Consider the following 26118-nt stretch of genomic DNA (forward strand, 5'->3'; position numbering starts at 1 on the left):
ATAAATAAATGGAGCGGCAAGGTCTGATTTCACGTTTCTTTTCTCGGACCACCAGTTCCGACCGAGATGAGAGCACACCGGAAGCCACTCCTGCACCCGAAATAGTGTTCTGGGGAGACAATGCGCGACGCCCTGTCCACGAGTTGGTTCAAACTGTTCTTGAGGAACCTCGCTGCCTAATTGTGACCGGATACCAGGATTTTTTGTCCTCCCTGACGATCCTACTCGAGACCGTGCGTGACCTTAGTAAACGGCCAGAGGGCAGCATTCGTATTGTTTTTGGCTCCAACACCGAGGCGCGGCAGGCGCTCGGAGGGATTGGCCGTTCTGTAGCTGAAGAGGCTCGCCAGTACTTCCTCGGGGCGCGTGGTTTCTCGGTTGTTGATTTGGCCGACCTGCGCGCAATTCTTGCCGTGGATGCAATTGAGCGTGGCATCATCCAGTTCCGCGTGTTCGATCCAGAATTTGCCAAAACCAAACTCGGCCGCCAGCCCCCTATGCTTCACGCGAAGCTGTTCGTCGGTGAAAAACATGCACTTTCCGGAAGCGCAAATTTTTCGATCAACGGTTTGCGGCGCAATCTAGAATTCATGGACGATGCCAGCGCCTGGTCTGAGCTTGCAAATGCACGCCGCGCGACTGCCGAACAATACTGGGAGATGGGGCGTGACTGGACAGAAACCGCACTGGAAATCCTGCGCTCGCTTATCCGCCTTGTTACTCCGGAAGAGGCCGTGGCCCGAACGGTTCTCGAAGCGACAAACTTCGTTCCGTGGCGCGTTGCCGGCAACACCAGCGCAGGACGCCCACCCCAACCGTTTCAGGCTGATCTTGTCTACGAAGCCGCGGGAACCGTATACGAACACGGTTTTGTATTCGTTGAAGCCCCGACTGGGGCAGGTAAAACTGACATCGGGAAGCACCTGGCGACCGTATTGCCGGTCAGCCATGGCCATACAGTCTTTTCCTGGGGTGAGCGTGCTGATCAACAGCGCTTGGGGTCCATTGCCCTAATACCAGCAAGCGTGCTCAACAACTGGACCAAGAATTCGCCCGCCAACTTCAAACCAATCAAACATAGCCATCTATCGCGCCGCGGGAACGAAGAAACAGAGCTGGAAGAAATCAATCTTGCGGTCCGGTCATCCGCATCAATGATCGTTGACGAAAGTCACCGGTTGAGTTCCCGGTATCTTGCTCCCTCTGCACGCTCACTCGTCTTCGAACGAAGCCCGGCCATCTGGACGGCCTGTCTGTCTGCCACACTGATGGGCAACCAAGGGCTCGACGGTTTGCTGGCCTTCCATGAGAAACGGGCCTCGATCTTTGTGCCGCCGGCAATCACGGATCAAATCAATGCGCATATGGAGAAGGTTCGCAAACGCGGTGAGCTTGTCCGCGACCTCGAAAAGATGAACAGCCGGATTGAAGATCAGAGCCTTCAGGAAGACCTTTTTGACAGCGTTGATGCGCTGAAGGATGAGGTCAAAAAGATTGAACGCGAATTGGGGTCCGGCGGCTTACATATCAGTGCGCTTCAGGAAGGCTTGGCGGACGCCCTTGCGCCCTACGTCGTTCGGCGTCAGCGTCACTGCATCGGAGAGAGCTCTCAAAGAGAGCAGGGTGCGTTTGTTTATCCGACGATCCGAAGCCATCGAAAAGATGCAGTGCTGGACGATCAGCAGCGGCAAATTATTGATCGAATAAAGACGTTGGCCGAGTCCATCACAACCGGTGTGACCCTCGTATCCGCAGACCCGCAGCGCGCCGCTCAGACGGAAATAAAATTCCATGACAAATCACGAATCCACATTCGAAACTTCCTCGCATTGCTTCGCGCCTCCGTGACCTTCGCGCGCGAGGAATGGGCGCGTGAGCGCGATAGTGAGGCCGACCGCCGCGGCCCGGCCTCAATAGGCGAGAACCTTCAACGGGCGGAACAACAGAACGCTCGCGGCATCGCTATTCCGGACGGCGCACTCCCAGAGGAAATTGATATCGATGCCGAAGAAAGCACAACACCCGTTTGCGATCGCATCAGTCGGCTGTTGAACCACCCCTGCCTCAACACCATTGATGACACCCGTGCGGATATCATGCGTGAAATACTCCGAACTCATGGTCACGCAATCTTTCTTGCTGAACGGGTCGGGGTGCTGGAGGTCTATGCAAAGCTGCTCGCCGGCCAGCGCGGCCGCGGCCCTGAGGTTTTTGTTGTGGCACCTGGCGCGCGGATCAAAACCAGCAAAAAGCTGCACCACATCAGATCAGGTTCGGAAGCGCAGGAATACTTTGGGATCGACGGAAAGAAAGTCGACCCCATGAAGCCAAGAGCCATGTTCCTGACCTTCCAAATGGCTGAGGGGATCAATCTTCAGCTCGCGTCAGCCCTGGGGATCATCGGCGTCACATCTGACATAAAAAGCCTCATCCAAGGATTGGGGCGGATAGATAGAATCGACAGCCCGCATTCCCGCATTCACTACTACACCTTTGATCTTCCAGGCTTGGTGCTGTCCTCCGATCGCAAGGCACGAGCCCGTGTAGCCAGCATCGCTCTCTTGTCGGGGGTCGGCGCAGAGGATCTCCCCTCTGAATTGGTCGAATTCTCGGCTGGTGACCTTACAGACCTAGTTCTTAAGCAGGTCAGGAAACCGCGAATCCTTCGGCCCAACAACTACTTCGATCAAATAGAAACACTGCGACGCAAGGTGCCGGAGGAGGTTCTGGAACGTGTGAATAAAGCTAAACCTCGCGGTCTTTGGGGCGCGGACCTTTGCCTTCTGTCTTCGAAGGAACCGGTTACCATCTTGTTTCTCGGTGGTCGCACTGGCAGCCCAACAGATCCGACCGTATTACCGCCTCGCCTGATTGCCGTACGGGATATTGCGGGGCGTGCAGAAATCATCGGCGACCAAATAGAGGCGGCCCGGCTTCTTTCCGGAGCATATTCTGAAACACACCGTTTAGGAAAACATGTGGATCGCCCCGGGCTGCAAGAGGTATCTAAAACATTCGATCGTCTTACCAATACCCTTTCTCATCTCTGCCACTGGGACATCCGTCCAGCACGGACTGTTTCGCTCCTTGCTTCACTTGCGAGTTTTTTAACCGGACAGGAAATTGATGACGCCGGCCAATCGCTATTTGGCTCTTTGACGTTGCCGACAATTGAAAAGCTCGCGGAAGCGTGGGCACATGAGCTCGATGTTTTCTGGATCCAAGCCAAAGAAGCAGTCAGCCAAAGAACCGCATCAGGGACCGAGATTCCCGACTATCTTGGCATCGATGCGATTTTCCGAGAATTCCAATCGCAACCTAGCGATATTCAAACGGCTGTTCGAACCAAAATGCTGGATCTTCTCGAGAAATGCAGAGAGATGTCAGAAGGACAACCGATTGATGTCCTCGGTCGTGTTTCGGTCATTTTTGAGGGCAAGCTGAGCTAATGGGATGAACTGCCTTCCTACCAACGCGCTGCTACCATGGCGATGAAAGCTTCCCTGCTCATGGTCAAGATCATGTGCGGCGTCGCATACTTCTCGAGAAAAGCCAGAAACCAGTCGCTCCGGGAGCTGCGGTGAAAGCGTTCCGCCTCGGGAAAGTACAGCGGCAGGTAGGGCGTCAAGATGCGGTGCCACAGTTCGGTCTTCGAGCGTGAAACAATCTCGTGGGTCTTGGACAGCTCCTGAATATCCGCGGTGCCCGTCACCAGCGGATAGTGGAAGAACTGCACGGCGCCGATCTCCAGCATATGCAGGTTCACCTGGGCGTCCTTGGGGTCGTTCTTGTCCCAGCTGTTGTGCAGAGCCTCGCGCGTCCGTACCAATCCGGCGGAGGAAACCAGCTTCAGCTCGAAACCGGCCTGGCCGAGATGATGGGCCAGCGGGCGGTGATAATTGCCGGTCGCCTCGAACCCGATCCGCACCGGCAGTTCGTAGCTGGCGAAAGTGGCAGCCAGGCGCTGAAAATCCTCCAGCGTGTTCGTGATCGTCAATCGACGGCGGCGCTTCTTGCCGGGTACGCCAATCAACACCTCGTGCCGGTGCTTGGAAATGTCGAAGGCGACCAGCAAGGTCGGCGCGGTAGAATGGGTGGCGGTCATAGCCGGTCTCCTCAGCGGTGTGGTTTGTGCAAAACCACTGTTGAGACCTGAGACCCGGTTATGGCCACCTGCTGCGCTATTCGGGAGCTGGGCGCGTGGCCATAACCTCTCAGCAGCGCTGCTTCCCAACGTGCTACGGGCCGGAATTTGTTGCGCAGAAGGTGCAGGACTGGATCGCGGCCGTGGGTGTCAAGACCGCCTACATCGAGCCGGGATCACATTGGGGAAACGGCTACTGCGAAAGCTTCAACGCCTGGTTCCGCGATGAACGGCTCAATGGCGAGCTATTCTGCAGCCTAAAGGAAGCCAAAATCCTGATCGAGCAATGGCGTGTCCAGTACAATACCGTCAGGCCACACAGCGCACTGGGCTACCGTCCACCGGCGCCAGAAAGCATCGTCCCGATGGACCGAAGGCCCACGATGCACTAACAATCGAGCCGGACCACCCCGTAGGGGCACATCAAGCGCTTTTGAGAAAGTCAGATCGCCAGAACGCTCCGATAAAAGGCGCGGCTGTGTGTATGTCGCGCTGGTATCCCCACGCGATCAAAACAATCCTGTTCAGAATCCTTGTCCCCAAATTGTCCGTAGTTCGCCACGGAAGGATCGTGTCATTCCTACCCTGTCAAACAGGAAAGGAAATCGACATGTCCAAACAGACTCCAATGACTCAGAAAGCTGCTGCACGCATTCAATCTGCCACCGCTAAATCCAATGGTGGCAAAGTCAGCAAAGGCAGCTTTGCGGCGCGTGCGCAATCTTCGGCCGCTAAACCCAAGAAATAGCGTCCATTCAATGGAGAAAACGGCGGGGCAAAGCCCCCGCCACGTTTCAGAGATGAGGTTCCTGGTGATCTATTCCAAGAACAAGGAAATACAGAAAAGGATAAAGAGGGAAGTCCAGCTTGGCGCACACTTTTTCCAAAAAGGTAAACACGGCAAACTTCTTCTTCCAAAAGGTGGAGTTTTAATTGTCCCTACCTCACCAAGCGACTACCGAGCATTCTACAATTTGCGCGCGCAGCTGCGCAAGTTGATCCATCGTTCCGAGAGTTTACAATGACTACCCAATCTGCCCCACCTGCTTTTCCACATATTGGGGAAATTGTTGAGTTTCTCGTCCGCCACTTTTCGGTCGTGCACGGGCATTATCAGCACGATCTGAAAAAACGCCTTGATCGAATGAAAAAGGACCCATTGCCCGTTGACACCTCGCTGGACCTAATAAGGTCGCAATTGGACGATCTGTTTGTCGCAAGCAAACGAAAGCGAGAAATGATTGCTCAAGTAGAGCAAGGGCTTCGATCATACTGCGACTATTGCCTCATGATCTCGGCAAACAGTCTGCCTCCTCATGCGGTCCGTCGGGTCTTTGACCAGATCGGCATCACAATTTTTACCCACCAACTTGCTCGCCCTGCATTCAAGTTTGGTGTCAGTATTGAACAAATTTTTGGTAAGCCGGATCAAGCCATTAAAGTTCTTTGGGACGCGTACACAAAGGACAAGTCGATCGCCAAAGTTGCCCGTGACTTTGACGGCAAACCTGGTCTCGCCAGAGGCGAAGAGAATTGGGAGAAAAGCATTCGCCGCTGGCTGGGCGGAAATGGAATGGACGTGGGCACCATTCTGGACATCACCAAACACGGTGACTTCGATTTCGGCTACAGCCTATTGCTCGCCAACGCCTATCAGGATTATTGCCACTTTGATTGTGTCGATCCGCGAAATCATCGACCGATCCACACTGTGGATCCGAGTCTGATACAAGAAGAGTTGGATGCGCTGTGCGTGAAAAAATACTCCCAACTCCACACTTTCCGAAAGGAAACCCAGGATTTGATTGACGTCCTTGACGAACTTTTGAAGCGGTATCGGATAAAGGAGGAGGGAGACGCAGCCCAAGCTAAAGCACTGATCGAAAAATTGAACCAAGAGCTCAAAGGTGACCCTAGGCTTGATGGTCTCGGTTACGTGTTTGCGCACTACCACATACAAATGGGACAGCTCGACGAAGCCTTGGTTGTTCTGGAAGAGGCCTGCACGCGTTTCGTCGGTCGGGATGGGCCGCTCCTAAAGAAACCGCTAATGGACCTGCTGTTGGTCGGGTCACTCCTCGGCAAAAAAAGGGTTCTGAATAAGTGGAGAAAAATTGCTGACTCACTTGGTATTGCCATTGACATACCAGCGCCCCGAGAGGCGCTCGAAAAGCGGTTCTTGTTTCCTTTTCCAGAAGCCCAGCCATTACCGAACAACCCAAAAACAGATGAGGAAATCCGAAAAGAATGGCTTAAGAAGCGTCCCAAGATAGCGGACCCTGAGCATGTTTTCCCAGCATCGCCTATCGGCCGCGCTCCTCAGTTGGTTATTTTCGCAGACTTAGGACGATCGGACGCTGTAGCTGAGCTTCTTGCAGCAGGAGCCGATCTCAATCGGACCAGCAAAGATGGAAACTCGGCACTTCTGGCCGCTATGAGGAGGGGCAACCAGTCGTGCGTGGAACTGCTCTTACCGTTGGCGTCGAATGAGCTTGTCAATTCTGCGAACCAAGATGGGGAAACTGCGCTTTTTTGGGCAATCTGGCGCAAACGACCGGATTGGGTAAGAGTGCTCTTGCGTCTCGGAGCTGACCCAAACTCATCAGGATTTAACGGGTCGCCACTCATTTGCGCGGCAATTTCCCTGTTCACGCCGCCTCACATGCTGTTAGAAGCGCTTTCGCATCCAAAAATGATGGAAAAAGCGATGCGCCTCATCCCGGCAAATCAACGAGAGTCGTATTCGCCATTCAGCTCGAAACAGATAAGCACTGAAGCTTGGAGGATTTGGGACCCGGCTTTCATAGAAGGGCTCACACAACATTCCGAATATGACGAAATGTGTGGCCGGGAGATTGTCAGCGCCTTGGTAACTTCGGGCGCAGATATCAATGCAGTATGGGGAGATCAGAAATGGACGCCGCTTCTTTGGGCGGCCCGCCTGGGCCACGTCTGGAGTATTGAATCTCTCCTAAAACACGGAGCGAATATTCGCACCAAGCTCTCGAATGGCATGACCGCATATTCACTCTTAGTTCTCGGAGGAAATGACCTGCTTGCCAAGTGGCTGTTCTGGTCGGTTTCTGACGGGGATAGGCAGTACTTTACTGAAAATCTGAGCGAATCAGCGTCAAACTCGCCTTGAGAGAATGCATAGGCGTCACAGAATAAGAACGGCCCAGAGACGACATCCAGCAGCCAACCGAATTGCTGCGGTCGCAGCCCTCTTTGCTGCCATTCGCTGCAGCGGCGAAATAAGAGGCCTGTCAAACTCACAGATTGCGGACAATGCAGCCGTTTGATCTATCGCTATTGGGCGGCTCGAAACATCGGAAAAAGGGGCGGGGCTTGGTCGGCTTTTATTAGACCCATCTCTTGGAAACCATAGCGCTTATACAGCGATAGATTTGCAGGGTTTGTCGACTCTAAGTAAGCAGGTCTTCCATCTTCGTCACAACGTTTGAGGCAGCATTCAAGCAACGCGGACCCCAACCCTTTTCCTTGGCGAATTGGATCGACCGCAATAAAAGCTAAATGCCAGCAGTCCTCATCGGGATGATAATTGTCCATCTGCTCGAAGGTTTCGAACAACGCATCATGCTTTTCTGGTGAGACCGTCTGCTCAAAACAGGCGACAAGCCGTTCTTCGTCAGGGTGAATGCTTGGTGGAAGCCAAAGTGCGCCAGCGGTGAAATCATCGTTTCGAAACGCGCTGCCCTGTTCAAATGCACGCCCTCCAAAGAAGTCCATTACTCGCGGGAAGTGGGTAAGGAAATCGGCAGGTTCAGGATACAGCCAACGCATGAATGGGTCGGCAGAAAATCCAAGAGCAAGTCCGCTTAACAAGCTTTCTGCTTCACTTCGGGTTGATGATCTAAACATGAAAATACCTTTGATCGTTCCACCTCGATTTTCACGTTTCAGCATGTGGGCCGCAAATACTTGTTGTCAAATGCGCAATTTATTGTCCTGCTCAAGCAACGATGGATGACTGCGTCGAGCTCCCAGCAGTCCTCTGAGGCGACGCAGCATCATGTGATGTTGTCTCTCGTCAATGTCAGGTTGTCGTTGTGGGAAGGGATGGCGGATCGGAGGATCAGTCATGGAAACCCAAACTTACCTGCCGTTCGCGCGCTTCGCCCAACCTGGAACAAAGGGCGTATCGTCGGTCTGCAGCGGCCGCTAAATCCCAAGCATTTCTGGGCGACCCGAGTTCGACTTGAACTGATCGAAACCATCGCGATCTCGCGTTGTTCAACATGGCAAGTCTTACGGTGCGAGGGCATCGATGACGATTGACGGCCTGCACATCATCGCAAGCTTTTTCAGTTACTGTTGGATAGTCTCTCCCATAAAGTTCGTTGAAATCAGAGTTGGCGGTGATCGAATGAACGGCGCAGAATCGTTAGTCAAAACCTTTCTTCACAACGGACTGGATACGGTTTTCGCCAATCCAGGCACGTCTGAAATGCACTTTGTCGCGGCTCTTGATAGACATCCCGAGATGAACTGTCTTCTGTGCCTGTTCGAAGGTGGAACGACGGGCGCCGCTGATGGCTACTACCGCATGAAACGGGACGTCGCCGGCACTCTGCTGCATCTTGCACCGGGGCTAGGCAACGCATTTGCCAATCTACACAACGCCCGAAAATCTGGATCCGGCATCGTGAATGTGGTGGGAGATCATGCAACACATCACCTGCGCTATGAAAGCCCGCTCAGAGGCGACATCACTGGGCTAAGTCGGGCCATAAGCCATTGGACACGCGTTTCTGATCAGGCGACAAGCGTCGCATCGGACGGGGCCGCAGCCATCCAGGCCGCCCGATCTCAAAACGGCCAGATCGCCACTCTTGTTCTTCCCGCCGATACTGCTTGGGATACAGCGACTGGCCTCGCGGCGAATAGCGTTCTAGCCCAACCACTTCATCGTCCGTCCTTGGAAAACATCGAGGCCGCAGCCATGCGTCTGATGACTGCAAACGCGGCTTTGATGATAGGTGGGTCCGCGCTTTTTGGTCCACTTCGTGCACTGGCTGGAAAAATTTCCGTCAAAACCGGGTGCCGCCTGTTGGCGGATACTCTAATCCCTCGAATCTCGAAGGGGGCCGGGGCAGTCAAATTGGATCAACTTGTGTATCCAATTGAACCCAAGATCGCTCAGCTTGAACAGACCTCGTCAATCACTTTGATCGGCGCCGACCAACCCGTTGCCTTCTTTGCATACCCCGGGAAACCGAGCACACCCGAGCCCGCCGGTTGCACGGTTTCAAGCCTATGCGCTCCGACGGATGATATTGCCTGGACTCTTCAATCACTGGCAGACGCGGCTGGTGTTTCGAGCAAGACACAGCTGAACACATACGCTCTCGACCTGCCTCCGATCCCGACCGGAGGTCTCACCTTAGCAAAAGTCGGCCAGACGTTAGCGGCCCTCATTCCCGAGAATGCTATCGTTTGCAATGAATCCGTGACGTCCGGGTTTCACGTCATTCCTCCGATTGCAACCGCGCGACCACATGACTTGCTTGGGGGAACCGGTGGGGCAATAGGGCTTTGCCTACCGTGCGCAACTGGCGCAGCAATTGCATGTCCAGACAGAAAAGTAATTGCTCTCACAGGCGATGGATCCGCCATGTACACGTTGCAATCTTTGTGGACGATGGCACGGGAAAGCCTGGACGTTACGGTGATTGTATTTGCCAACCGCGGCTATCAAATCCTTCGGGATGAGCTGGCAAATGTCGGTGTTGAGAGTTTTGGCAAGAATGCGGAGGCAATGTTTGATGTTGAAAACCCAACGCTTGACTGGGTTGCGCTCGCTAAAGGGCATGGTGTTCCCGGAACACGAATTGAAGACACCGATAGCTTTGTAAAAGCCCTTTCCGCAGGGCTATCACGTGACGGCCCTTCCTTGATTGAAGTTATGTGCCCGCCAGCATCTTGAGCACAAAATCTTTTTGAAACGGACGGCCCATTGCAGTCATTGATCGCGTTCAAAAGCTCATCGATTTTTTCTCGTAAAGCGGACCTTCAAGCTTGTTGCCGTGCTTCGGGCTCTATTGGCAGGCCCAAGCCGTCGCGCAGAAAGCTCTGACCGGTCGACTTAAACGCCTTGGTTCACGCTATTGCTTGTGTATCATGTCACGTAACGGTGCCGCCTTACAGATTTGCACTGTCTTTGGCCGCACTTCTGCGGAGTGTCGTTAATGCCCGCCATCGATGATCTCTCATGGCCTGAAGCGTACCTTAAGCTTCTGCCGCTGATAACTGACAGTTGGTCAGTGAAGGGTGAAGTTTATTTTCACCGACAGCTAAGCGCTGGTAAGTCCGGTGCCCTTGTGTACATTGTCGACATTACATGCGATGCATTCAGCGGTCAGGCCATTCTCAAATTCGATGCCCTTCCTGATCCGGAGTGGAAAGAAAAGGCCGAAAGCCAAAGGCACCTGGAGGCGTTCGAGGCGGTTCCTGCGTTTGGATCAAAGCATCTGGCACGCATCGTTCATTCTTTGGAACACGAAGGCAAGATCGCGATCCTTTCCACGGTCGTGGCGCAAGGACTTGAGTATTCGCTTCCCTGGAACGATTGTGGCTATGAGCTAGCCTTGAACGTTCTTGAGCGGCTGTCGAGAAGCCTGCTTGATGACTGGAACGTCGATTATGAAATGGCGCCCGGATTGCAGTCGCCCGGGGAACTGCTTTCCGGATGGCTCGGCTACAGACTGAACCCTGAGCCAGGTCGGCTGCATCACTTTCTTTCGGATGTTTGCGGTCATGACCCGAACGAACGTTGTCTGATGTTTGAAGGGCACTGGTACCCAAACCCGCTGGCTTTTGCCTGCGACGAGAAACTGCCAGGCCGATTGAGTCTAAGAGCGGCACAAGGTCGAGTGCATGGGGACCTCCATGGGTACAATGTACTGGTTCGAGCGCACCAAAGCCGCGATCCTGATTATTTTCTGATCGATTTGGCGCTATACGAAGACAACCAGTTTTTGTTTTACGATCATGCGTATTTCGAGTTGGCATACCTGCTGGCGCGGCGCGGAAACTGTAGCCCTGCTCAATGGGATGCCGTCCTTGATGACCTTGGCCTCTTTCATTCAAAACACCACACATTGGGGCTTTGGCAGGATGACGTGGGCATCGTCGAGTTTGTCAGAACTCTGCGACGAGGGGCGATGAGTTGGGTTGAGCGCCACGAAAGCCATCGGCTCAGCTTTATGGAAAGCCAATACTTGCTGGCCCGTGTCGCAGTGGGCCTGAATTTCGCACATAAACAACTCAGCGTCGGTGCTCGCAGCCACGCATTCTTGTACGCAGCTCACAACCTCAAAGACTACATGACGCTCAACAATGTTGAGTGGCCCAAGCATGGACCAGTTTTCCGCTTTCCGACAACGCAAGGAACTTTGTCCGGCTATCGAACGGAAACCGAAACGCTTGCGCCAATTACAGAGCCGCCAGCCGAAAAAGACCGTTTGTTTGACCGGATGGTCACACAGCTTCCAACACCACAAAAGCCAGTAGTCGCAGTGCTGCCTTTCGATTGCCTCAGTGGACAAAGCGGCGCCAATGGGTTTGTGGCTGGCATTAACCATGAACTTGTGACCGAACTGGCAAAAGTGGATTGGCTATCGGTGGTCTCTCCTACTTCCACCAAGATCCTCAAAGATGCTTCTTTGGCCGGCGAAGAGATCGCACAACGTCTCGGGGCGCACTATTTGGTAGAGGGCAGCGTACGCTATGACGATCAGCGCGTTCGTGTGACCGCCCATCTAGTAGACACATCAACTGGGCATAATCTTTGGGCTGATCGCCTGGACCACAAAACGGAAGATGTATTTTCCCTCCAGGAGGAAATCGCGTCAGCCGTTGTCGGGCACATAGATTGGGAGTTGCGGTTTGACTTGCGCGAACAAGCCCGGTTGAAACGTGGTGAAATCAACGTTTGGGACAGGGTTCAAAAAGCACTGTGGCATCTTTTCAAATTCACAGATGAAGATACCAAGAAAGCAATAGATATCCTAACAAGAACCAACGATATCGCACCGGACTATGCACTCGCGCACGCAGTGATGGCAAACGCCGAGCTTCGGAAACTGTTCTTCGCCCAGGTCGGTGATCGGGAAGAGGCGAAGGAACGCGCGCTCTATCACGCCGAGCGCGCCGTGGCCCTGGATGAGCAAAGCAGTTTCGCGCATGCCACTCTTGCCCGTGCCTACACTCAGTATAACAAACACGATACCGCGATTGCAGAGGCACAACTTGCCGTCAGTCTCAACCCAAGTGCCGCAAACGCGCATTTGGTTCTTGGGTATACACATCTGGCAAATGGGCAGGCGGAGCTTGCGTTATCCCATTTCGAGACAGCAACCCGGTTTGGCCCATCAGGTCCATATTTCAAGGTGAAACTGTTGGCCAAAGCTTTCTGCCTTTATGTTCTCGACAGTTTTGATCAGGCCGAAACTTGTGCGAGAACAGCATTGGAGGGAAAATCGGTTGATCCATTCGGCCGTTATGTGTTGGCGGTAATACTGATACGGCAGAACGCCATAGAAGAAGCGAGACGAATAGTCCGTCAGAGCAAAGAAAAACGCCCCGACATGACCTGTTCGCGCGTCCGTTTGGCCTTCGAAAACCTGCAAAAAAGCGATCTTGACAGATTTGTCGGAGATCTCCGGGAAGCTGGTTTGCCGGATTGAGCTTCACCTTCTGCGGATCGGGCCGTGAGGCATAGCATTCAATTCGCTTTGCCCAAAATGAGACCAGACGCCGTGCCGTTAGCAGCGCAAGTATCAATGAGGCGGATGATCCGCAGCGGTTGGTCGATGGTGCAAACGGGTTGCGATCAAAACGCCACCAACAATGAGCACACCGCCGAAACCTTGATAGATCTGGAGATCCACGCCCTTTAGCGCCACGGCTTCGACCGCAACGAGTATCGGCACGAGATATGCAAATAGGGAGGCTGTCGAAGCACCAACTTCGTTTGTGCCGAAATTGAGCAGGTGCAGATAGATAGCACCCATACCAACTCCGATGAACAGGATCGAGCCCCAGACCTGCCAAGAGTAGTCTATTGGTCGAAATGTGCCAGCTTCATGTATCACAACGAATGGCAGCAGAACGACAATGCCAACAACGAAAATCACGAACAAACCTTCGTCGGGCTTAGGATGCATGTGCCATTTCTTGAGAAGAACCAAATACAGACCTCGGCAGGCATTGGAGGCTATCATCAAAAGGAAGGCGAGATGCGGGTTGAAATTGATTAGATTTTCCAAATCACCACGAAATGCAAAAACCAGCGCTCCAAAGAGTGCGATGGCGACACCCAGATACTGAACTGCTCGCAATCGTTCGTTAAGCAACAACGCCGAAAACAAGATCGTGAGCAAAGGCACACTGGTATATCCGGCACCAAGATCTATCAGATCATTGGATTGGAGCGCTGTATATACAAACCAGGGCGTAGCCACCACGCCAATGCAAGCAAGGATTGTAGTACGGAGCCAACTGCCCTGAAAATGCTGGAATGGGTTGCTCCGTCTCTTCAGAACAAGTGGTAAAACAAATATTGCCGCAATCAGGCAGCGCCAAAATGTCAATACAACCGGATGAACTTCGTTGACTGCCAGATTGCCGAACAAAAGGTTCCCGGCGCTGATCAGCATTGCAAGCAACAATGCCCCGTAAGCCAGTGCTGTTTTGTTCATTTTCATGGTTGCATCAGAGCATGACCGGCTTTTGAAACAAAGCTTCAATCGATGCGGCGTTTGTGTAAAAACTACCTTAGAAAACTTGTACTGCTTCGACCTCGAAACTGGGAAAGCGGCCCTAACCGGACCTTCACCCCACAGTCTCCATGCTGCGGCGCGGCCCGTCGAACCTGCCGTTCGCTGCGAGAGCAAAATCAAAGGCTACCTGAACTCGCGAATTGCGGACTTTGCAGCCAACCGCATTTTTGCTCCAAAGCACCGCGGTCAGCCCAAACCGGACCTTCATTACGAGCACTACATCCTCCGAGATGCGGAGCAAACCGCCGTTCGCTTTCATCAGCGCAATGCCTGCATCCGGTAAGCGGTATTCTCTCAGGAAGGGCTCAACTATTTGGGAAATAGCAAGGTAGCTACAAGTCTTACGCCCCAACCGTCAGGTCCACTATCTGGGCCGTCGGCCCAGTAGCGTACTCCTCCGCCTACGCTGATAAGTTGATCCCCGAGTTGGGTAACTTTGGTGACAACACCGTTGATTGGCACAGACCATTGATCGGTTTCCCAGTTGTAGGTGGACTCAGTGTTTAATGTGAACGTCCACGCGTTCGAATTTGTGTAGGAAATAAATGGCTGTAAGAACGTCTGGTTGATGTCGGTATCACCATCAATGTCCCAGATGTGATTTGTCAGGCCACCATATGTCCACTGACCCTGCTGTTTGAGTGCCACGCCGGTAACTCCAGCACCCCACTCTCCGAGACCTAAGCTGTTATCTGTCGACGTTGGCAGCAGAAAAACGGGGCCAGCCCCCCAGATCCAACCGCCTGCACTTGGTTTTTTGGGCGAAAGGAATAAGCTTTGAACAGTATCTCCTAGCCCAGTCTCGGATCCAGAACCCGGCAGGCCACCATCTATGGAGGCAATTGGAAGAATTGTTCGGGATATGAGGTTCCAATCATCCGTAAGATCAAAGGGAACAACCGGTTGTACGTATAATATCCAATGCGAACCATTTCTGTCGGCACCCAAATTCTGATCATAATTCAGCTGGAATGGTACACTAATGAGAGCGGCCACGGGGTTAGCAAGTTGCTTTGCTAGTTCTTCTTCCTGGGACTCTGCCCACGCAGTACCAGAAAGGGCACCAATCCCGGCAAGTATGGAGCAGCGTAGCAACCTGAGGTTCATAGGCGGTCTCCTCTTAGCTGGCCGTTTTCTCATGGGTGGCTTGCACTTGAGATCGCCAGGTTGGCAATGACGTCAATGGCCCACTCACAGTCCGCCGCCACCGAACTGGATGAAATTATCCAGCACGGTTGACTTATAGCCAAAATACTTGATCGAACATGGCTTTCAGACTGTCTCCATAAGCGTATCCGAAAGCACATCCTCGGAGAGGGCCCCCGGTGCGCCTATCGCGACAAGCCTTGTTTCGGGTTTGCGGTCACCCCATGTTCCATCCCGTGCGATGTCCATACGTTTTCCAACGACCTGAACGAGAATGCGATGATCCGGATCCTCCTCACTGAAGACAAAACCCTTGAGACGATAGACATCACCGGGAAGCTTCCGAATGGCGCTGCGGAGAGAGGTTAGGCTTATGGGGTGTTCAGCTTTCATCATAGTTGTTGAAAAGCTGTCTGAATGATCAGCGTGGCGGCAACCGCAGTCGGGGCCATGTTCATGATGATCGGGTATTTCTGTTTGTAGCTGTTCGGCGGCAAAGCGACCGACTGAAAGAAGTATATCCAGTGGGACGTCCGCATTGACAGCTTCGACCAAACGATAGCGACGGAAGCGAGACCCGAGCCAATCGTGCACCCTTTGAACAGCGGCCCTGTCGACAAGATCGACTTTGTTCAAAATAACCATATCTGAGAACGCGATTTGACGGAGCTTCAGTTCCATTTGTTCCGGCGCAGCAAAAAGCTGTTCCGCATCGACCAGACACATAAGGCTGTCCAAGCGGATCATGTCCCGAAACTTCTGATCGGTAAATGTCATCGCAATCGATGACGGATCCGACACTCCACTTGCTTCAAGGACGATGTATTCCGGTTTCTCGGGCCGGGCGAGAACGGCTTCCACCGTTTCGATCAAGTCATCTCGTATCGAGCAGCAAACGCACCCATTCGCGAGGCTCATGACGTCATCTTCGAGGCCGACCACCAAGTCTGCATCGACGTTTATGGATCCAAAGTCATTTACAAGAACCGCAACCCGCAACCCGTGATTGCCTGTTAGGATCCGGTTCAAAAGTGTAGTCTTACCGGCTCCAAGAAAGCCGGTAAGGATCGTTACGGGGATCGCAGAAGTCGAACCAAATTCAATCATTGTTCGATCTCCTCTCAGTCTTCATCACGCGAGCCGATTACATCCGAAACTTTGATGGTAAAGTCCTGCGGCCAGTCCCCGCCGGGTGCTCGGAAAACGTCAGTTGGGTAGTATTCGCGTGGATCGATCTCCATATCACGGTACTTCTGGTCTTGCTGATCTGCTCGGGTGAGCCTCGGATTCGGTAATGTGATTTCATCCGGAAGCTCAATACGCCCGGCCTCGGCTGCCGCAGCCAGTTCACGAAATGGTGGCACAGTACCGGATTTTCCGGGCAATGCAGCTTTCCTGTACCAGATTGCATCCTTGGTCACGTTCACAACGGCTACATCGAGACCCCATTGGAACAGACCGTCGTAGTGGGCGCGAATACCAGCCAGCATTTCAGCGTCAATGTCTTCGTCCTGGGTATAGTGTGTCACCATTCCCAAACGCGGCCTTGTGTCAGCAAAGAGCTTACCCACGGCATAGTGGGAGGTGTGATGCGTATCGATAGTGTAATTAAAGAGATCCTGTGGGATACCGTATTTGTAAGTCATCAACTGACCAATATCCTGTCCCGACATTTCGGTTACAAAGACATCAACGCCTTCGCCGTATTTCCGTGAAAGCTCATCCGGGCGTCCATCGCCGGTCCATACAAAGCTCAGACCGTTCCAATCGAGCCGATAACCAACTGCGCCGTCCTTGGCATGACTGCGCGGCCAGGACCGGACAGTCACACCGTCTTGGTCATAAACGATGCCACCTTCTTGGCGGAAATCGAACTCGTTGACCTCGATCTCATAGCCGTCCCCAATCGGGAACACATCAAAGGCCTCCAGATGCCATTTGAGCATCTGTTGCATGCCTTTGACCATTCCAGCTGTGCCAAGTTCGGGTGTCCGACCAGAGGGACCATGGATGCGCAATGGTGTATACCCTCCAGACCAAGCCCGGAACGGATAGATATAAGGAATGTCGGCGTAGTGATCGACATGCAAATGAGAGATGAAGATATCGTTGATCAACTGCCCAGGCACTTGCATCGCAATGATGTTGCGGACACAACCGGACCCAAAGTCGAAGAAGAACCGTTTTCCATTCCCCAACTCCACCATGATACAAGTACCCGCCTGATCTTCGCGCGGCGGATATGGTGTTGAGCCGCAGAATGAGATGCGCATCTCATCTGGCCCCAACTCCTCACTAAGCGGAAAATAGTTCGCATTTGAACCAGTCATGTACTTCGTAGGACGGAAGTACTCTGGCAAAGAGATGCCGCCTGCGGGTCGACCACCATATGGGTTCTTGAGTGTTTCTCCCAGTGGACCGTCTCCTTCGTGGGCCTCGGCACTTCCTGCTGCAAACCCAGTTGCCCCTGTCGCAGCCGCTCCAGTTGCCAAGCCCTTAAGAACACTCCGCCGCGACGGGTCTTCAATTTGATCTGATGCCCGAACCTGTTTGTCGTCCTGGTCTTTTCTATTGTCTTCCTTGGTCATGGATTGGTCCTCAGTTGGAAGTATCTCAAAGGTTGCGCTTCAACATCCGGCGAAGCTCGTTGATGAGTTCAGATTTGATGTGGGCCCATTCGGCGCGCTCTGAGGCCGAGATCGATGCGTCTTTCGAAAACGCAGATGCTTTCTTCAGGTCTTCGATGACCTCGCCGAGTAGCGCATCCGTTCCGATACGCCCCGACAGCACATCAGAAAGTTCTGGAATTTCTTCAATCAGGTCGACCGTCACTGGAAAAGTCCCGACACCCACTATCTATTCTCAAATCAAGATGAGTGCGGTTGACCGCAAAGGCCAAGTGAGTCACCGTGAGTTGGGGGTGAGTTGACATTGAACAAATCCAACGATTTAACAATAAATCAACATGTTGGACAGCCTTCTCCGGAACTCATCCGGGAAGCTCTGAGTCGAATCGTATCAAGCGACGGGTTTCAAGCTTCACCACGACTCACGCAATTTCTCACCTATATAGTCGAGGAATCTCTATCTGGTCGAAGCACTCAGATCAGAGGCAAAGCTATCGCTGTTGAGGTCTATGGGCGGCGCATAGATGGTACTGGTGGTCAAAACCTGGTTCGCGTTGAGGCAAGGCGGCTGCGTCGTCTTTTGCATCAGTTCTACGAAGATCACTGGGACGGCAATGGAGTTCGCATTTTTGTTGACCCCGGCGGATACAAGCCGCGGTTTTCATTCGAACCTACAATCGAAGACCGCACATCAAGTGAACTGAAGAGCGACAATCCAGTTGGCCGTTGGCGTTCGCGGCAACTGCTGCATGCAGGACTGGGTGTTCTTGCATTGGTCGCTGTACTTGGCATCTGGATGAGCCAGGATAGCAGGGAGGTTGTGCCAACAACTCGATCCATCGAACAAGCAGAACGTGTGGCGCTTGGTGAACAATCATTGACACGACTCCAGGCGGTCAACCTTGCGGATCAAGCCCGCGGCATGTTTTTCCCCGTTTTTGATGTCAAGCGTCAGCAAATAGCGCTGGGAATGTTCCAGCACGCTAGGGAACTCGACCCGGCTCTGTCCGACGGCTATGCCGGATCAGCGCAGGTCTTGGCGATCCTGGCAGTGTTGTCGCCGGATGAAGCACAAAGGGATGATCTCTTCAATCAAGCCTCGGAAATGTCTGGAAAAGCACTTGAGTTGTCCCCCTCTGATGCGTGGGCAAACGGCGCAAATGGTTGGGTGCTGGCTGTCAAAAACCAGCCAAACGAGGCATTGAAATACGCTAGAATGTCCGTCGAACTGGCGCCGAAGGATGGCCATATTCTCGACGTTGCAGGTATGACCGCCATCTTGGCTAACGCCCCGGAACTTGCTGCCGAGGTTAGCAACCCGGAGAGACCCAAATCAGGATCTGGTAGGTTTGGTGCGAGAAACATCTGGGGCGTTTCACAACTAATGCTCGGGAACTACGAAAGTGTTGTTGAAGCCTTTCAGGGAGCGCCAGCTGCCGGAGCGCCAGTCAGTGCGCCTTCGCTCTTATTCCAAGCCGTTGCGTATGATCAGTTGGGAAATTCAGAAGAAGCACGACGGCTCGTCGCTGAAATGCGCAGGACATGGCCTGAGTTTCCGTCCGAGTTTCTCGCCGGCAGGATTTTCCACAACGACGTCAATACGCGGAACATAATACTGGAGACGCTGAGTAGATACTGACGAAACGTATCGCGCCTATTGCCTAGAAACGAGCGTCAAAATCTATTCAGATAATTCCGCTTTGAAATCACACGGCGTTTATAAAATCGGTGATAGAGTCGGACCACGCCGTCTGTCGATTGAGGATGGGCTTTGCAGATTTGCAAAGCCCGCTTTCTGCGCATCGCTGCAATTGGGGCATCGCGCAGCATCGGTCAAAGTGGGCTCTTCGCCGCCATTAGTTCGATCGCAGCATGTTCTCTCGGCGGATCGTACTGCCCGCACATGGACGGCCCGGAGCGGACTCCCGGTACAACTGCCGCATGCTGCAGTCGCAGCCCGCTTTGCGGCTATTCGCTGCGAACGCAAGATCTGGTGATGACCGAGCACATCTTCGGCGGCGCAAGGCAAGCTTTCGGTCCGCCGTGGATAATTGCAATCCAATTAAAACAAGCGCTCCATCGCAGCTTATTTCTGGCACAAGTCACATTTTTTTTCCACTTGCCCTGCGTCGCTCAGCAAATCAATTGTAACAGAGCAAAACAACGCTCATTGGGGTTCATTTACTTATCAATTCTGGTGATCTTTGTCCCCTGTAGGCTTGTTCCAGCCATTAGACCTTCTTGCCCGAACACGATTGGCACGATGTCTCCTTGCAGATCGTTTGTTCCCATCGATGCAGACCAACCGTGATCGCCGCCAACCAGAGTCGGGCCCGTGCCTGCTTCCCAACCATCATTGTTGCGAAAGTACTCCAGCGCCGCATCATCCAGGAAAAACATCGCATATGAAAAATGCTGTATCCCTGCCTGAAACCCGTATGAAGCGCCTGCAATGCTGTAATATCCGGTAGTTTCGCCATTTTCTCGCATTGCTCCTTCACCAAATTGACCGCCAACCATCAGACCACCCTTGGTAATCGTTGGAAAAACAAGGATCGCAATCGATTTCTCTGATAGCGCTTTGGCTTCAGGTGAGCTCGCATAGAGCTGTTCAAGTGCTGCATCTACACCACTGTTGATCTCAGATGCAGTCGGGTTTCCAGCAGCGTCGAGGACAGCTTCACCGGCTGATCCTGCGGCTTCTCCAACCTTTTTGGCTGCGCCCGAGACGCCCTCCGTAACTTTGTCCAGTAGATTCTGTGCATGTGCAGTATGCTCTGTTGAGAGGCTCGCAAAAACAGCAATCGTAATTCCGACAAATAAATCAGTACGTAGCATCTAATCCTCCTCATATAGTAATACCAAAGCATCAAGGGCACACTGCAAGGACCGTTTGCCGCCAAAGACTCGGCCAATTCGTGTCAAAGGTAATTCAACTTCTTTGTGATCCAGAACAGGATCTCCGCCAAAGCTGAGATTGCCCCTGCCTCCTCAGTAATCACCAGTGCTGTACCAGACGCACCTAGTTTGGTTGTCTTTTCATCCAGTTCAGCCGGAATGTCGGCTATCACGATATACGCGGAGGACCCGGCAAGCTCGCCCAGTGAAGGCAGACCGTTTCGGGTGTCCAACGCACCTTCGCTGGTTGCTGGTGGGATATCCCGTATGGTTGTTTCGAACTCCTGCCCCGGTGCGCTGCGCATTGCGATGCGGATTTTATCGCCCACCGATACGTTCTGCAGACTACTCAAGGGAAGAGTTGCAACCAGAACCCGGTCGCCTGGTACTACGAAATTAACTGCACCTTGTAATGTCGTAACGCGGTTGCCCGGGCGCAGAGACAGGCCCGTCACCAAGCCATCTGCAGGGGCGCGAACGACGGTTTGTTCCAATGACCAACGTGCTTGCGCCAACATGTTTTCAACTTCGACGACACCAACATCGACACCATCAACCTGTGCCGCAATGCGCCGTTCAAGGCTTGCCTTGCGCGCATTGGCCGCTCGCAAACCAGCCTCAAGCTGTTCAATCGTTGAAACCGCCTCCTGCAGTTTGAACTCCGATGATGCTCCCCGGTCCGCAAGGCGTATGATGTCATCACGGCGTGCGATACCGAATTCCAGTTGCGCTTCGAGCGAGGCGATATCAGCCTCTGCCGCTTCGAGATCGTGTCTAAGTTGATCCGCTGAGGCTTGTGCTGAAGACAATGTAGCTTCAAGCCTCGCAACTTCAGCGGCTTGCTCCGTATCATCGATCCGGAACAGCACATCGCCCTTTGACACAGGCTGGTTGGGCTGAACGGTGACTTCGGTCACCGGACCGGAAACATTAGGAGCAATGCTGATTACAGCACCCTGGACGGACGCAGTGCCGCTTGGCGTGGTGTGGTTCAAAGCGCCGATCACGACAAGAGCGATCACGACTGCTCCACCATAGACAACCGTCTTGGAGGCGGTGTTCCAAGGCAGAAGTCGAAGCCTGGAAAACACAAGCCAAACCAAACCGAAATACAGCGCCAAAACAATAAGCATATCTCATGCCCCTTTGGGTAACCGACGATCTCGGCGCCGGAATGTTTCACGAAAATAGGCAACTTGTATCGCCGTTTCCTTTCACGAAACTCACAGAACAGTTTTCCCTGCTCGAGTTCTCAGAATGAAATCTTCGCACCAACAATCGGACCCGAGAACGACAAATCGCTTACGACATCGGAGTTGCCAATATCCCAAGCAAGGTGGCGGTAGCCAAAGCTCAGATACCAATTGTTGATCTGGTAATCGAAAGTCACTCCAGCCTGCCATGTCAGGTCGCTGTCACCCGTGCCCACATCAGCAATGAAGGAGAGCGCCCACTTGTCGGCCAGCGGCTGCACACCGCGCACACCGAAAACTGCGTCAAGGTTCGAGATAGAACCTGAAACCCTCTGCGATCCGGCGCCAACAGCTAGATTCGCCGTCGTATCCAGATCGAGGTAGCGAAACCCACCATATCCGACGAGCTGACCTGGCTGGGTGTGCTTGAAATCATATCCCGCAGACCCCGAAAACACGAACCCGGTAACACTAGCATCAGCCGTTGCGGGAATGCCGGGACCAACAGCTGCGTTCTGATCTGAGCTCAGATCAAGATATTGAAAGTCACCCAAGATGGATATCGGACCTTTGTTGGCTTCCAGCGCTCCCATTAAGCCAAAATCCAGATTTTCCACCAAATCCGAAAAACTCAGGGTCATATCCTGTCCGGTGACAGTTGTTCCGCTTAACTCGGGTGCCCAAAGGTAGATAAACGCCCGGAAATCCCATGTACCTTGCTCGGCGAACGCCGCGGTCCCCGAAAAGGCAAGCGCTGACGCCAAAGCAGTTGTTTTCGTAGTCATCTTCAAGGCGTAGCTCCATTTCTCAGATCAAGTGCTGATGTATATTGGTATCGCAGGTTCGAGTTGGATGCGGCGGCCGATGGGTTGGGCCACCGCACCTGTTTATTGGTTCGGAGCCTCACGGCGGACGACAAATGCGTCTACAGCAGCTTGTGTTTCAGGCCGGATGTTCTCTACCCCCTCATAGGGCATTCCGAAGGCAGGTGGTGTATCCGGGTAGCTCTGCTTACGCGCCTGATGCCGCGCCAGAATACGTACGAACTCCTGCCCACCCCATGCGCCAACTTCTGTCGACACCGAGTATTCTTCGCGTGTGTCGTGATAGAGGTTGTAGAACTTGGCCACGATCGGGTTTTCGCCAGGAGGCGGCAGCTTCAGCTTGAGTTGGTCCTTGACGATCGCTTTCGGCTTATCATCGGCATAGATGATGACGTGATCCCGACGCGCTTTTTGCTCATCGCTAAAGAGAAGCGCCGCAGATTGATCGACCCCATCCACCAAACGGTCGCGCGGGATGAACTGATCCGCACCAGCGAAGCGCGCCAATGTCGTGTACATATCCGAGACATGCACAATACTGTTGAGTAAGCCATCCGCTTCGATCATGCCGGGCCAGCGAATAAACGCGTCCGTTCGTACGCCGCCTTCGGTTGTGTCGGCCTTACCACCGCGGAAGATCATCGGTGTGTAGCCCGATTGTGGTGAGTATTTGGTGAAGTGCCCATTATCACCCATGACGACGACTATGGTGTTGTCCGCAACACCCAGCTCCTCCATGGAAACGAACATGGCCCCCAGCCATTCATCTACCAACTGCATCCGGTCTGCATACAGCCCCCCATTCGGCGATTGGGGGCCGTCGCGACCGGCGCGCGTGTTGTCGAGTGGCAGAAGCGGCCAGTACTGCAGGAAGAAGGGCTCTTCGCCCTTTGCGAGACGAGCGAGTTCTTCCATCGCCTTGTCTTGGAAGGCTTGGTTCATCTCGACGTATTTCTGGGCATTCCAACGCTCGCCGGGTTCCATACGGATTTCTCGGATCGGCCCGCCAGATTCGCCTTCGATGGTGGTCATCATTGCCGAGGCATCAGGTCGGAAGTAACTGTCGATCGTATAGCTCGGTAAATAGTCGTTGTTGGCGACAGACACACCTTCACGGATGGCATCGTCATTAAAAATAGTCAGCTGACCCTGTTGGTGTACAGCCATCTGGGCATAGTCGAACCCGTTGTTCATGGCCCAGCTTTCTGGGATGTCGCCCATATGCCATTTGCCGATATGGCTTGTGGCATAACCCGCTTTTTTAAGCACTTCTGGCAAGATGACTTCGTTGCCCGGCAATCCGAAACCAGCGATATCGACTGCGGTGTCGCCCATACCCATCCGAACCGGCAGACGTCCCGTCATCTGAGCGACCCGCGTCGGCGTACAAGACGGTTCGGTATACATGCGCACCATGCGCAACGCTTCATCCGAGAAATCGTTGATGTTGGGTGTCTCATAGCCACGGAGCGCGTTAAGCTCGGGAATTCCCATGTCACCAAAACCCAGATCATCGATCAGAATATTGATAATGTTTGGGGGTTTGCCGCCGTTCTTTTCACGAAATTCCGCCAGCCGAGCGTCCACGGCAGCGTCATCTTCGGCCCATTGGTCACCATGCTCTGAGAGCAGAATGTAGTATTCTGAATCGTGGATGATCGGCTCCTCCTGCGCCAGCAGCGGATGCGCTGCGAGCACCAAGGGAACAATTGTGAGTTTGGTCAGTTTCATAGTCTCTCCGTTGATCTCAATTCGTTTTCAACCGTATCTGGGGACGTCGTTGAACATCCGAGTTGGCAAAGTGAGAGAGCATTTCGTCTTTCAGTCCTGACAGGCACTCGTGCACATGCGGATCCTGTGCATCCACCAACTCGCTCAGTTTGGTAATTTCTACAAAATCCCGGCACATCTCAGCAAAGCTCTGGTCGCTCAGGAAAAGTGCACAAACGCTGTCAAAATCTTCGGTGAAGCATTCTGACAATCCTTCTGTCCAAAGCTCTTCTATCTCCATCGCTGGCCTCCGGTTGATGCCGCATGGAACTTGCCTAAACTCAATATTCGAATAGATATATGTTTTAACGGCATGTAACCGTTACATGCTGACGTAAGTCGCGGAATTGACTTCGAAAACCGGAGGCGCATAATTTACGATGCAGGACGTTTCCTCAGGGCTTCCAAGTGAAGAAGATGTTCGGGATGCGTTAGGTCGTGTCTTGTCCAGCGAAGTATTCGCTGGTGCAGACCGCCTGAAGGAATTTCTGCGTTACATTGTGGTCGAGAGCATCGAAGGTCGAGGCGACAAAATTCTTGGGAAACGGATTGCTCAAGACGTTTACGGACGCCGATCCGAAAAAGACATCGCTACGGCAAATGTCGTGCGCGTCGACGCTGGCCGCCTGAGGCGCAGACTGGATGCGTATTATCTGAAGGAAGGTGCACAGGATTCACTTCGCATCCACGTCGCTAAGGGTGGCTACGCGCCTCATTTCGAAACCAACGCACCACCAGCAAATTCCCAGACCGAAGCGTCGTCTGGGCCTCAGATTGGAATGGTCGTTGGCGCGATCGTTGTTCTTTTCGTGGGATTTGCGGCCGTCTTCTTTGGTTTGCGGACAGACAAAAAAACCCAGCTGTCCAATTTCGATCCAGACCAGCGCGAGCAAGTCGAGCGCGCGGTTTTATTCGAAGCATCCCCTGCTGCGTTGCAGGCCCGCAATATTGCGGAAGATGCGCGATCGTTGCTGTTTCCTGCCACTCAACCAGCTCGACTACTGGCTGCACTGACACTTTTCGAAAAAGCGATCGAGCTAAAACCAGATTACTTCGGTGGTTACGCCGGAGCGGCACAGGCGGCTACGTTCTTCGGAGGATTGGCTCCCGAAGGGCCGGATCGCGAGCAGATGCTGGCACAAGCCCGGCACTATGCCGAAGAAGCGATGCGTTTGGCACCGTCAGAGGCATGGAGCCAGTCGGCCATGGCAACGCTTTTGCTATTCGAGAGGGAGTTTGACGAAGCAAATAGGTTCTCGGTTCGCGCGGTGGAATTGGATCCGAATGATCTAATCGTTCTAGAATTTGACGCGATCATTGCGTTCTTCTCGGGAGACTTTGAAAGAGCCGTCGCGAGTTCAGATCCAAAAATTCATGAAAACCGCCAAGGATCGCGGTTCCCGTGGCGAAATGTTCTAGGCAACGCAAGTTATTATCTGGGGAACTACGAGGATTCGATTGATCACCTGATGGAGGCAGCAGCCTCTGGCGAACCCGTCAGCGAGATTAACACAGCGCATCTGATTGCTTCACTACAGGCGTCCGGGAAAACGGCAGAGGCGCAAAAACGTGCACAGGAATACAAGAAAGCCTGGCCAGACAGCCGCATAGAAGAGTTCATGTTTCGGCTGTTTCGCAACCCTGAAGACGCTGAGAACTTGATGAACCAATTGCGCCAGGCTGGGTGGAATCCATGATGCGTCGGCAATTCGT

At 53.3% G+C, this 26118-nt stretch carries 19 protein-coding genes and 2 pseudogenes; 9 read left to right on the forward strand and 12 right to left on the reverse strand.

Annotated features, from left to right (window positions below):
- Positions 1–8: 8 nt before the first annotated feature.
- Complete coding sequence (locus tag AC2FF8_RS04960) at positions 9–3449, forward strand: phospholipase D family protein (RefSeq protein WP_496879068.1); 3441 nt, start codon at positions 9–11, stop codon at positions 3447–3449.
- A 41-nt stretch (positions 3450–3490) separates the two neighbouring features.
- On the opposite strand, the pseudogene AC2FF8_RS04965 reads toward AC2FF8_RS04960, so the two are convergent.
- Positions 3491–4105, reverse strand: a pseudogene (locus AC2FF8_RS04965) (IS110 family transposase); the annotation flags it as partial.
- Positions 4106–4242: 137 nt separating this feature from the next.
- On the opposite strand from AC2FF8_RS04965, the pseudogene AC2FF8_RS04970 reads away from it, so the two are divergent.
- The 4 genes and pseudogenes from AC2FF8_RS04970 to AC2FF8_RS04985 form a co-directional block, all read left to right on the forward strand.
- Positions 4243–4536: pseudogene (locus AC2FF8_RS04970) on the forward strand (integrase core domain-containing protein); the annotation flags it as partial.
- Between the two features lie 218 nt (positions 4537–4754).
- Positions 4755–4892 carry a hypothetical protein gene (locus AC2FF8_RS04975; protein ID WP_496879069.1) on the forward strand — a complete coding sequence of 46 codons (138 nt, stop codon included), beginning with the start codon at positions 4755–4757 and terminating at the stop codon, positions 4890–4892.
- 64 nt (positions 4893–4956) lie between these two features.
- On the forward strand, positions 4957–5169 hold the full coding sequence (locus AC2FF8_RS04980; RefSeq protein ID WP_496879070.1) for a hypothetical protein: 213 nt from the start codon (positions 4957–4959) through the stop codon (positions 5167–5169).
- Positions 5166–7289 carry an ankyrin repeat domain-containing protein gene (locus tag AC2FF8_RS04985; protein WP_496879071.1) on the forward strand — a complete coding sequence of 708 codons (2124 nt, stop codon included), beginning with the start codon at positions 5166–5168 and terminating at the stop codon, positions 7287–7289. Before AC2FF8_RS04980 ends, AC2FF8_RS04985 begins: the two co-directional genes overlap by 4 nt.
- 164 nt (positions 7290–7453) lie before the next feature.
- Here the strand turns inward: AC2FF8_RS04985 and AC2FF8_RS04990 are convergent, their stop codons facing one another.
- The gene (locus AC2FF8_RS04990; RefSeq protein WP_425078707.1) at positions 7454–8071 is read right to left on the reverse strand and encodes a GNAT family N-acetyltransferase; all 618 of its coding nucleotides are present in this window, start codon (positions 8069–8071) and stop codon (positions 7454–7456) included.
- Positions 8072–8432: 361 nt separating this feature from the next.
- Between AC2FF8_RS04990 and AC2FF8_RS04995 the strand changes: the two genes are divergently transcribed.
- Both AC2FF8_RS04995 and AC2FF8_RS05000 read left to right on the forward strand, forming a co-directional pair.
- Positions 8433–10091 carry an acetolactate synthase large subunit gene (locus tag AC2FF8_RS04995; RefSeq protein WP_496879072.1) on the forward strand — a complete coding sequence of 553 codons (1659 nt, stop codon included), beginning with the start codon at positions 8433–8435 and terminating at the stop codon, positions 10089–10091.
- Between the two features lie 262 nt (positions 10092–10353).
- Positions 10354–12852 (forward strand): tetratricopeptide repeat protein, encoded by a 2499-nt coding sequence (locus AC2FF8_RS05000; RefSeq protein ID WP_496879073.1) that lies wholly within the window; start codon positions 10354–10356, stop codon positions 12850–12852.
- A gap of 93 nt (positions 12853–12945) precedes the next feature.
- Here AC2FF8_RS05000 and AC2FF8_RS05005 read toward each other — a convergent pair whose 3' ends face one another.
- The 5 genes from AC2FF8_RS05005 to AC2FF8_RS05025 all read right to left on the reverse strand — a co-directional run bounded on the left by AC2FF8_RS05005 (position 12946) and on the right by AC2FF8_RS05025 (position 17925).
- Positions 12946–13872 (reverse strand): DMT family transporter, encoded by a 927-nt coding sequence (locus AC2FF8_RS05005; RefSeq protein WP_496879074.1) that lies wholly within the window; start codon positions 13870–13872, stop codon positions 12946–12948.
- Positions 13873–14256: 384 nt separating this feature from the next.
- Positions 14257–15054 (reverse strand): transporter family protein, encoded by a 798-nt coding sequence (locus tag AC2FF8_RS05010; RefSeq protein WP_496879075.1) that lies wholly within the window; start codon positions 15052–15054, stop codon positions 14257–14259.
- A 165-nt stretch (positions 15055–15219) separates the two neighbouring features.
- Complete coding sequence (locus tag AC2FF8_RS05015; protein ID WP_496879076.1) at positions 15220–16200, reverse strand: CobW family GTP-binding protein; 981 nt, start codon at positions 16198–16200, stop codon at positions 15220–15222.
- Between the two features lie 14 nt (positions 16201–16214).
- Positions 16215–17681: a guanitoxin biosynthesis MBL fold metallo-hydrolase GntH gene (gntH, locus tag AC2FF8_RS05020; protein WP_496879077.1), complete on the reverse strand. Its 1467-nt coding sequence runs from the start codon at positions 17679–17681 to the stop codon at positions 16215–16217.
- Between the two features lie 25 nt (positions 17682–17706).
- Complete coding sequence (locus AC2FF8_RS05025; RefSeq protein WP_170346907.1) at positions 17707–17925, reverse strand: hypothetical protein; 219 nt, start codon at positions 17923–17925, stop codon at positions 17707–17709.
- A gap of 99 nt (positions 17926–18024) precedes the next feature.
- Between AC2FF8_RS05025 and AC2FF8_RS05030 the strand changes: the two genes are divergently transcribed.
- A complete protein-coding gene (locus AC2FF8_RS05030; protein ID WP_496879078.1) occupies positions 18025–19359 on the forward strand; it encodes a tetratricopeptide repeat protein in 1335 nt (444 codons plus the stop codon).
- A gap of 542 nt (positions 19360–19901) precedes the next feature.
- Here the strand turns inward: AC2FF8_RS05030 and AC2FF8_RS05035 are convergent.
- The 5 genes from AC2FF8_RS05035 to AC2FF8_RS05055 form a co-directional block, all read right to left on the reverse strand.
- Positions 19902–20558, reverse strand: a complete 657-nt coding sequence (locus tag AC2FF8_RS05035; protein ID WP_425078709.1) for a lipid-binding SYLF domain-containing protein — start codon at positions 20556–20558, stop codon at positions 19902–19904.
- An 83-nt stretch (positions 20559–20641) separates the two neighbouring features.
- Positions 20642–21751 (reverse strand): HlyD family secretion protein, encoded by a 1110-nt coding sequence (locus tag AC2FF8_RS05040; RefSeq protein WP_496879079.1) that lies wholly within the window; start codon positions 21749–21751, stop codon positions 20642–20644.
- Between the two features lie 119 nt (positions 21752–21870).
- Positions 21871–22602, reverse strand: coding sequence for a hypothetical protein (locus AC2FF8_RS05045; protein ID WP_425078711.1), 732 nt, complete (start codon positions 22600–22602; stop codon positions 21871–21873).
- A 96-nt stretch (positions 22603–22698) separates the two neighbouring features.
- A complete protein-coding gene (locus tag AC2FF8_RS05050) occupies positions 22699–24366 on the reverse strand; it encodes a sulfatase-like hydrolase/transferase (protein ID WP_496879080.1) in 1668 nt (555 codons plus the stop codon).
- A 16-nt stretch (positions 24367–24382) separates the two neighbouring features.
- Positions 24383–24646, reverse strand: coding sequence for a hypothetical protein (locus AC2FF8_RS05055; RefSeq protein WP_425078713.1), 264 nt, complete (start codon positions 24644–24646; stop codon positions 24383–24385).
- A 139-nt stretch (positions 24647–24785) separates the two neighbouring features.
- Between AC2FF8_RS05055 and AC2FF8_RS05060 the strand changes: the two genes are divergently transcribed.
- A complete protein-coding gene (locus AC2FF8_RS05060; protein WP_496879081.1) occupies positions 24786–26102 on the forward strand; it encodes a tetratricopeptide repeat protein in 1317 nt (438 codons plus the stop codon).
- The last annotated feature ends 16 nt before the right edge of the window (positions 26103–26118 follow it).

Source organism: Ruegeria sp. YTSA144 (assembly GCF_059610125.1).

Bases quoted from the DNA above. Each gene is read 5' to 3' on its own strand.
- AC2FF8_RS04960 (WP_496879068.1), top strand. From the start codon at position 9: ATGGAGCGGCAAGGTCTGATTTCACGTTTCTTTTCTCGGACCACCAGT.
- AC2FF8_RS04975 (WP_496879069.1), top strand. From the start codon at position 4,755: ATGTCCAAACAGACTCCAATGACTCAGAAAGCTGCTGCACGCATTCAA.
- AC2FF8_RS04985 (WP_496879071.1), top strand. From the start codon at position 5,166: ATGACTACCCAATCTGCCCCACCTGCTTTTCCACATATTGGGGAAATT.
- AC2FF8_RS04990 (WP_425078707.1), bottom strand. From the start codon at position 8,071: ATGCTGAAACGTGAAAATCGAGGTGGAACGATCAAAGGTATTTTCATG.
- AC2FF8_RS04995 (WP_496879072.1), top strand. From the start codon at position 8,433: ATGACGATTGACGGCCTGCACATCATCGCAAGCTTTTTCAGTTACTGT.
- AC2FF8_RS05000 (WP_496879073.1), top strand. From the start codon at position 10,354: ATGCCCGCCATCGATGATCTCTCATGGCCTGAAGCGTACCTTAAGCTT.
- AC2FF8_RS05005 (WP_496879074.1), bottom strand. From the start codon at position 13,872: ATGAAAATGAACAAAACAGCACTGGCTTACGGGGCATTGTTGCTTGCA.
- AC2FF8_RS05010 (WP_496879075.1), bottom strand. From the start codon at position 15,054: ATGAACCTCAGGTTGCTACGCTGCTCCATACTTGCCGGGATTGGTGCC.
- AC2FF8_RS05015 (WP_496879076.1), bottom strand. From the start codon at position 16,200: ATGATTGAATTTGGTTCGACTTCTGCGATCCCCGTAACGATCCTTACC.
- gntH (WP_496879077.1), bottom strand. From the start codon at position 17,681: ATGACCAAGGAAGACAATAGAAAAGACCAGGACGACAAACAGGTTCGG.
- AC2FF8_RS05035 (WP_425078709.1), bottom strand. From the start codon at position 20,558: ATGCTACGTACTGATTTATTTGTCGGAATTACGATTGCTGTTTTTGCG.
- AC2FF8_RS05040 (WP_496879079.1), bottom strand. From the start codon at position 21,751: ATGCTTATTGTTTTGGCGCTGTATTTCGGTTTGGTTTGGCTTGTGTTT.
- AC2FF8_RS05050 (WP_496879080.1), bottom strand. From the start codon at position 24,366: ATGAAACTGACCAAACTCACAATTGTTCCCTTGGTGCTCGCAGCGCAT.
- AC2FF8_RS05055 (WP_425078713.1), bottom strand. From the start codon at position 24,646: ATGGAGATAGAAGAGCTTTGGACAGAAGGATTGTCAGAATGCTTCACC.
- AC2FF8_RS05060 (WP_496879081.1), top strand. From the start codon at position 24,786: ATGCAGGACGTTTCCTCAGGGCTTCCAAGTGAAGAAGATGTTCGGGAT.